The 8,324-nt window shown below is 70.7% G+C and carries 6 protein-coding genes; all 6 read right to left on the bottom strand.

Features of this window, described 5'->3' with window-relative positions:
- Positions 1-953: response regulator (locus ABD056_RS22015; protein WP_343870346.1), on the bottom strand; the 953-nt coding region annotated here is incomplete at its 3' end.
- Between the two features lie 173 nt (positions 954-1,126).
- The gene (gene rsmA, locus ABD056_RS22010; RefSeq protein WP_343870345.1) at positions 1,127-1,972 is read right to left on the bottom strand and encodes a 16S rRNA (adenine(1518)-N(6)/adenine(1519)-N(6))-dimethyltransferase RsmA; all 846 of its coding nucleotides are present in this window, start codon (positions 1,970-1,972) and stop codon (positions 1,127-1,129) included.
- Positions 1,969-2,994, bottom strand: a complete 1,026-nt coding sequence (gene pdxA / locus ABD056_RS22005) for a 4-hydroxythreonine-4-phosphate dehydrogenase PdxA (RefSeq protein ID WP_343870343.1) — start codon at positions 2,992-2,994, stop codon at positions 1,969-1,971. The genes rsmA and pdxA overlap by 4 nt, the downstream gene beginning before the upstream one ends.
- A gap of 50 nt (positions 2,995-3,044) precedes the next feature.
- The gene (locus ABD056_RS22000; RefSeq protein ID WP_343870341.1) at positions 3,045-4,391 is read right to left on the bottom strand and encodes a peptidylprolyl isomerase; all 1,347 of its coding nucleotides are present in this window, start codon (positions 4,389-4,391) and stop codon (positions 3,045-3,047) included.
- A 38-nt stretch (positions 4,392-4,429) separates the two neighbouring features.
- Entirely contained in the window at positions 4,430-6,946 is a 2,517-nt protein-coding gene (locus ABD056_RS21995) for an LPS-assembly protein LptD (RefSeq protein WP_343870339.1), read from the bottom strand.
- Positions 6,946-8,079: an LPS export ABC transporter permease LptF gene (gene lptF, locus ABD056_RS21990; protein ID WP_343870337.1), complete on the bottom strand. Its 1,134-nt coding sequence runs from the start codon at positions 8,077-8,079 to the stop codon at positions 6,946-6,948. Before lptF ends, ABD056_RS21995 begins: the two co-directional genes overlap by 1 nt.
- Positions 8,080-8,324: the final 245 nt, after the last annotated feature.

The raw sequence follows: 8,324 nt of genomic DNA, 5'->3' as shown, positions 1-8,324 counted from the left end.
GGCGTGACCGTGGTCGTGGCCGTGGCCGGCCCCGGCGCCGCCTCGGTCGGCTGGTCGAGCAGCAGGGCGGTTTCGATGCGGAAGGCCGCCGCCACCGTATCGCGCAGCTGGCCCAGGTCGCCGATGCTGGCGATGCGGCCGCAGGTCAGGGCGTCGCCGCACAGGCCGGCGTGGCGGGCCATGTCCTGGAAGGTGAAGGCGATGGCCGCCCCGGCGGACGGAGTCTGCACCGCCAGCCGGGCGGCATCCTCGGCCGCCGCGCGCAGGCGGCGCAGCTGGGTGGCGGCCAGCGGGTCCGCCAGCTGCTGGCGGGCATTCATCGCCTCCACATCCTCCACCAGTCGCACGCACAGGGTGGCGAGCGCCTGCAGGCGATGGCTTTCCAGCGCCCGCCGGCAGGCCGCCAGCTCCGCCGCCACCGCCTCGTCGGGCTGGCGGCGCAGGGCCTTGGCTTCCAGCACGTTGGGCGGCGTCAGGACGGCCGCCTGCGGTCCCGGCCGGGCCTTGGCGCGGCGATCCGGCCCGACGTAGTCGGCGCTGACGACGAAGGACTTGCGGCCGTGGATGAGCTTTTCCAGCCGGCCGTCCAGGTAGCCGGTCGGCCAGGGGTGGATGAGCAGGTCGTCGGCGCCGGAATCGATGCCCCGCCGCACCGCGTCGGGCGAGGCCTCCGACAGCACGGCGATGATCGGCGTGAAGGGATCGGTGGCGGTGCGGCCGCGGCGGATCTGCTGCAGGTACTGGGCGGTGCTGCCGCCCGGCAGGTCGTGCGAGGCGATGATCAGGTCCGGCCGCCGGCTTTCCGCCAGATCCCGCAGTTCACCCAGGCTGTGGCCCCAGGTGACGTCGCGGAAGCCCAGGTAATGCAGCGTCGACCGGATGACCTGCAGGCGCGCCCGGTCCTCGTCGGCCAATACGGCGGTGACGTTCGAAAAGAAATACGTGTGGGCCATGACCCGATCCCCCTCTCCCTCGCCGGCCGCCGCGCGGGCTGCCGGACGCACTCCCATAAGGGCACCGTGACACCCGCGGGAGGTATAAGGGGAGCCGTCAAAAAGGATATTGCACCGCGATAGGGTATATCCTGACCAGCGAGTCAGACGGGAATCTTCCCGTGGGAATGGAATTATCCTGCCAGGGTGCGCGCGATGGCGCAGAACTGCTCCACCGTCAGTTCCTCCGCCCGCGCCGTCGGCAGCACGCCGGCGGCGGCGCACAGGGCTTCGCCGTCGCCGCCCAGGCTGCGCAGGCTGGCGCGCAGCATCTTGCGGCGCTGACCGAAGGCGGCGGCGGTGACCTTCTCCAGGGTGGCGAAGTCGGCCGGGCACAGGGGCGTGGCGCGGGGCGTCAGTTGCACCACCGTCGACACTACCTTGGGCGGCGGGGTGAAGGCGCGCGGGTTGATGTCGAACAGCGGCTCCACATGGCACAGCCACTGGGTGATCACCGACAGCCGGCCGTAGTCCTTGGTGCGCGGGCGGGCGGCCAGACGGTCCACCACTTCCTTCTGGAACATCAGCGTCATGCCGGCGAAGGCATCCAGCCGGTGCAGCCAGCCGATGAGCAGCGGTGTCGCCACGTTGTAGGGCAGGTTGGCGACGATGCGGCGCGGCCCGTCGCCCAGGGCGGCGATGTCGACCTCCAGGGCGTCGCCCTCGATCACCTCCAGCCGGCCCGGCCAGCGGGCGGCGATCTCGGCCAGGGCCGGCAGCACCCGCTGGTCGCGCTCGACGGCGATCACCTTGCGGGCGCCGGCCGCCAGCAGGGCACGGGTGAGGCCGCCGGGGCCGGGGCCGATCTCGATCACCGTGCCCTGGTCGATGGCGCCGGCGGCGCGGGCGATGCGGCCGGTGAGGTTGAGGTCGAGCAGGAAGTTCTGGCCGAGGCTCTTCTTCGCCGCCAGCTCGTGGCGGGCGATGACGTCGCGCAGCGGCGGCAGGCCGTCGGCGGCCAGGTCCTCGCCGCCGCTCACGGCGCGGTGCTCCGGCGGCGGGCTTCGGCCATGTCGGCGGCCATGCGCAGGGCGGCGATCAGGCTGGTGCAGTCGGCGGCGCCGGTGCCGGCGATGTCGAAGGCGGTGCCGTGGTCGGGCGAGGTGCGCACGAAGGGCAGGCCGAGGGTGACGTTGACGCCGCCGGCGAAGTCGATGGTCTTGAGGGGGATCAGGGCGTGGTCGTGGGTCATGCACAGGGCGGCGTCGAAGCGCGCGCGGGCGGCAGGGTGGAACAGGGTGTCGGTGGGCGCCGGGCCGAAGGCGTCGATGCCGTCGGCCTGCAGCTGCGCCACCGCCGGGGCGATGATGTCGATTTCCTCCCGCCCCATGACGCCGCCTTCGCCGCCATGGGGGTTGAGGGCGGCCACCGCCAGCCGTGGCCGGGCGATGGCGAAGCTGTCGCGCAGGCCGGCGGCGGTCAGGCGGCCCAGCTCGACGATGGTCTCCTGCCGCAGCGACGCGACGGCATCGCGCAGCGACAGGTGGATGGTCACCGGCACCACCCGCAGCTGCGGGCAGGCCAGCATCATCACCGGCGTCACGCCGCCGGCCAGTTCGGCCAGGAACTCGGTATGGCCGGGGTGGCGGAAGCCGGCCGCCTTGAGCACCGCCTTGTTGATGGGGTTGGTGACGACGCCGCCGGCGCGGCCGGCGCGGGTCAGGTCAACCGCGCGCTCGATGGCCGCCAGCACGGCGGCGGCATTGGCGGGATCGGGGCGGCCGGGCTCGACGGCGGCGGCAAGCGGCTGCGGCAGCACCGGCAGGGCACCGGGGAACACCGCCGCGGCATCCTCGGGCGCGGCGATCTCGGCCACCGTCACCGCCAGCCCCAGGCGCTGCGCCAGCGCCCGCAGGCGGGCGGCATCGTCCAGCACGAAGAACGGCGGCAGCGGCGGCAGCCGGCCGGCGGCCTGGGCGGCATAGGCGGCCAGGGTGATGTCGCCGCCGATGCCGGCGGGCTCGCCCATGGTCACGGCCAGCGGCGGAACCGCGGTGGTCATGGCGCTGTCTCCCGACGGGCCGCCGTTGCCGGCACCGGCTGCGGCAGCGGTCACAGCCGCACGTCGATCAGGGCGTTGCGGCGCAGGTCGCGCAGCCGGCGCTCGGCCAGCACTTCCAGCTTCTCGTTCTCGATCTGACGGCGGATTTCCTCGTCGTCCAGGGCGCTGCGTTCGCTGCGCTCGCAGACCATGACGATGACCTCCGCCCCCGGCACCGGCACCACGCGGCTCGGCGTTTCCAGCGGCAGGTCGTCGATGGCGGCGGCCAGGGCCGGCGGCAGGTCGTTGGGGCTGAGGCCCTCGATGCGGCTGGAGCCGGGGGTGCCGACTTCGCGCGCCAGGGCTTCCATGGCATCGCAGGAGGTGGTGGCGGTGGCCCGCTGGCTGAGGGCGGCGCGCTGTTCCGGCGCCATGGTGCGGGCGCCGGTGGTCGGCAGCGACACCTGCACCAGCGACATGGTGGTGCCGACGGCGGCGGCGCGGTCGCCGGCGATGCGCTTGTCGCGCACCAGCATGATGGTGTAGCCGGCGGCGGTGCGCACCGGGTCGGTCAGGCGGTTGTTCTCCGTGCGCTCCACCATCTCGCGCAGTTCCGGCTCCAGGTTGCCGAGCGGCACCCAGCCCATGTCGCCGCCCTTGGCGGCCGTGGGGTCCTGGCTGAACTGCTGCGCCAGGGCGACGAAGTTGGCGCCGCCGCGGATCTGGGCGGCCAGGCGCTCGGCCACCTGCCGCACCTCGCCTTCGCGCAGCGGATCATCCACCGGCAGGTAGATCTGGGCCAGCAGTCCCTCGGGCTTGCCGACCGACTGGCGCAGCTGCTCGGCGCGGGCCTGGACCTCGGTGTCGCTGACCGTCACCTGCCCGGAGAGGGAGGAGCGCACCACCTTGATCCACGAGATTTCGGCGCGGATCTGCCGTTCGAAGGTGGCGGCGGGGATTCCGCGGTTCTGCAGGCTGGGCAGGAAGGAGCCCGGCGGCATGCGGTTCTGGCTCTCGACCTGGCGGATGCCCTCGGTCAGTTCGCCCTGGTTGACCTGGATGCCGAGGCGCTTGGCTTCCTGCATCTTCAGGGTTTCGATGATCAGCCCCTGCAGCACCTGCGGCAGCAGGCGCTGACGCACTTCCTGGCTGTCGGGCAGGTTGGAGGTGGCGATGACGAAATCCATGCGCGCCAGGATGTCGCGCAGGGAGATGACGTCGTCGTTCACCACCGCCGCGATGCGCTGGATGTTCTGGATGTTCTGGGCGGCGGCCACCGGCGCCAGCGGCCCGGCCGGCAGCAGCGGCGCCGCCGCTACCGCGGCCGTGCCGAGGGCGAGGGTCAGCGCCAGGCGGCGGCCGGTGCGGCGGGCGGTGGCGCGGATCGACGGGGCGGCGGTGCGGTGGGTGACGGTCATGGACGGTTGGTTTCCCTGGACGGCGTTCTGCTGCTGCATCATCGTTGACCGGCCGAGCCGGAACTGCCGACATCGATCTCGCCGAGGGTCTTGAACACCACCCGGAGTATGAGTTCGTTGCCGCCTTCGTAGTCGCGGTCCTCGGTGAGGTTCTGCTGGAACTGGGCGACGAAGGTCAGGCATTCGTCGTCGTAGATCGCGCCGAACCCGGACTTCAGGGTGTCATCGTCACCGGTTAGGCTCAAGGTAGTATTGCCGAACAGTGTCCAGTAGCGCGAGACCTTTGACGTGGCGCTGAGCACCACCTGCTCACGGTCGCCAAAGCGATCCTGCGCCGCGCTTTCGGGCGACGACTGTAGGTAGTTAGCACCCACTCGCAGCGCCGGCACACCGGCAATAATTGACAGTTCCTGTCGCCGCATCACGAAATCGTCGCGATCCAGGCGGAAGCGGTAGCCGAGGTTGAGGTAGGGTGCCACCTCGGCGCCAATACGCCCGACGTAATCGGACGAGCCCGAGCCGTTGGTGCCGAAGCCCTGGTTGGTGTCGTCGAAGTGGTGGCTCTGGCCCAGCAGCAGCGACACGCTCTCGCCCTCGGGCCAATAGGCCGACCACTGGACGCCGTAGTTGACGCGCGCCCCCGTCTCCACCCGGTCCCAGCCGGCGAAGCGGTTGCGGTCGAACAGGTTGGTGGCGTCGAACTCGAAGTCCTGGCTGTCTTCGTTGGGCAGGCGGTTGTTGCGGCCGTTGTTGGGGCTGATGTAGGCCGAGGCGATGGGTTCCAGCACCTCGCGGAACCAGCCGTTGTCGCGCGCCAGCGGCCACCGCCAGGTGAAGCCGGCGGTGGGCACGAAGCGGCCGGTGAAGCCGCCTTCCACGTCGCGGTAGAGCGGGTTTTCCGCCTCGTCGATGCTGTAGGCATCGCCGCGCAGCGACACCATGAACTCGGTGATGTCGCCCATGGAGCCGTAGTAGGGGTGGTAATAGGCCGCTTCCATCGAGGCGCGGCGGGTATCGGTGCCGTCCTCGCGCGTCAGGGCGACGGTGCTGGCGTCGAAGGTCCAGTAGCTGCCGTTGTCCTCCGGCCGGCTGCTGAAGGCGTAGGTCAGCTCCGGCAGCACCACCGGCACTCGCTCGGGCTCGGAATTGGTGCGCATTTCCTGGAAGAACAGGCCGCGGCCACGGGCGAAGGAGCGGCGGCTGAAGCCTTCCAGGAAGCCTTCGCTCACCAGCCAGGCCTCGGTGCCGTAGCGGTACTTGCGCATGTAGGTATCGTCGGACGACAGCTGCACGTCCCAGCCGCCGCGCCAGGTTTCGTCGAAGTGCCACATCAGTTCGCTCTTGATGTGGCCGCGGGTGGTGCCGTCGGCATCGTTGGTGATGCTGCCCGCCGCCCGCGCCTCGCCGCTGGAGTAGAGGCCGCTGTAGGCCGCTTCCAGCACCGGCCCTTCGATGGAGGTGTAGCGTACAGCCACTTCGGCGTCCTGCTGGTCGTCGATGACGTAATAATAGGGGACGGTGATTTGGGTGCCGAGTTCGGTCGACTGCCGGTAGGTCGGCGGCATGACGCCCGACTTGCGCTTCACCGTCGGGTCCGGGTGGGACAGATAGGGCGTGTAGAACACCGGCAGACCGGCCACCTCCAGCCACGCATCGGTGTAGGTGATGGTCTTTTCCGTCTCGTCGTGGGTGACCTCGTTGGCGCGCAGGCGCCACAGCGGCGCGGCGTTGGGGTCCTTGCACGGGTCGCAGGCGGTGTAGATGGCGCGCCGCATGATGTTGACGTCGTTGGCGCGGGCCATCTCCTCGCTGGTGGCGCGGGAGCGGTCTGCCAGCAGGATGGTGACCTGGCGGGCGAAGCCTTCCTTCATGTCGCCGGTCAGTTCGGCGTAATCGAAGAAGTAGACGCTGCCGTCAGTCTCCATCAGCACGACCTCGCCCTCGGCCGAAACCTTGTCGGCGACGGTGTCGTAACGGACCGTGTTGGCGCGCAGGACGCGGCCTTCGTGGATCAGTTCCACCTCGCCGGTGGCGGTGACCACCTCGGCGGCATCGTCATAGGCCAGCTCGCGGGCGACCACCGAGGTGCGCGGCTCGTCCGCCTCGGTCGGCGGCACCTGCGGCGGCGCGTAGGGGCGGGGCAGGGCGTGGAGGTTGCGGCCGGCGGCGCCGATGTCGGGCGCCAGCACGCCGCCGTCTGCCTGTCGGCGCAGCGCCTCGGTCGCCACGGGGGGCACCGTGCCGGCGGCCGGCGGGGCGGCGGTGACCGCCGGGGCCGTCGTCTCCAGCGCGCCGTTGACCACCGGCTCGGCGGCCGTTGCGGCTTCCAGCCGGTCGGTGGTGGCGGCGACCGGCACCACCGTCACCGGCTGCACCGGGGCCTGAGCCTGGGCTTGCACCTGCATCGCCGGCGCCTGCGCCTGCTGCGTCTCCCACAGCGGGCGGGAGGGCTGCCAGCCCGGACCAAGCTGCGAAGCGGCAGCGCTGCCCGTATCGGCCAGCAGCGCGGCGAGGCCGGCCGTCAGGGTCAGCGGCCCCGTAAACCGTCGTGTCATCATCCCTCCCCAGTGACGGCAGCCGTTGCGCGCGGCCCGGCGGTTACGGTGGTGGCTCTGAACAGAATGGCGATGGCGATCATGCCCGGCACGATGGCGGTGGCATAGATCAGCGGCATCAGCAGTTCGCTGGCGGCGGCGCCGTTGATGGCGGCGAGACCGATCACCTGCACCGCCACCATGGCGCCGATGGCCACCAGGATGCGGCGGCCGTTGCCGCGGCGGTTGAACGACCCGGTCAGCACGGCGGCGGCGGCCATCAGCGCGAAGGTCAGGTTGAACAGCGGGCTGGCGAGGCGCTGGTGGGCCTCGACGTGGAACTTGCGCACGTTCTCGGGGTCAAGGCCGGAGTTCTCGGTGGTGGTCGCCAGCAGCTCGCCGGTCATGCGCTCGCGGGCATCGCGGAAGCGCGGCGCCGTCTGCTCGCCGGTCTTGCCCAGTTCCATGACGTGGCGGTCGAAGTACAGCAGCGACATGCGGCCGGTGCCGACCTCCACCTCCTGGCGATTGCCGTTTTCCATCAGCACCCGCGGCCCTTCCGGCGCGTTGAGCAGGGCGCCGCGGTCGGCCATGACGGTGACCGGGCGGGCGGGGTCGCGGTTGTCGTGGATGAGGATGCCGAGCAGTTCGTCGTTGGGGCCGCGCTGGCGGACGTAGACCGTCATGCCGGTCTCGATCTCGGTGAAGGCGCCTTCCTGCACCAGCACCTGGGTCAGGTCGTTGCGCACCTGCCAGCGCATTTCGCGGAAGGCCCCGACCGACATGGGCGAGATGTAGAGGGTGAGGGCATAGCACAGCAGCGTCAGCGCCAGCCCCACCACCAGCGCCGGCATGGCCAGCCCGAAGGGGCCGAGGCCGACGGCCCGCATCACCACCAGCTCGCGGTCGCCGTTCAGCCGGTTGTAGGTGAACAGGATGACGGCGAACAGGGCGATGGGGAACACGATGACCAGGAAGCTCGGCATCAGCAGCATGGTCATCTTCACGAACATGCCGAGGCCGAGGCCCTTGCTGATGATCATTTCCACCAGCCGCAGCGACTGGGACAGCCACAGAATGACCGCCAGCCCCGCCGAGACCAGCAGGGTTCCGAGCACGACCTGGCGGAGGATGTATCGAGTGATCAGTCGCATGGCGGCGGATTATAGGGGGAGGGGGCCAATGGAAACCAGAGCGAAATCGCGCACGGAACCTATCCGGCCGGAGACGCTTTAGGGGTGAAGCGTTCTGTAATGCCACCGCTTTTCGCCATCGGGGGCAGGCGGTGGTTTCCGTGGGGCAACCAGACTGACGAGGAGCCATGACCAGCGTTCCCGCCGACCGACATGACAACCCCTCCAGCACAACCACCACCAGCACCGCGGCCGTCGGGGATCCG

Origin of the sequence: Caenispirillum bisanense (genome assembly GCF_039523075.1) — a bacterium.
Taxonomy (GTDB): domain Bacteria; phylum Pseudomonadota; class Alphaproteobacteria; order Rhodospirillales; family Rhodospirillaceae; genus Caenispirillum; species Caenispirillum bisanense.
This window is presented reverse-complemented; position numbering and strand designations above follow the sequence as displayed.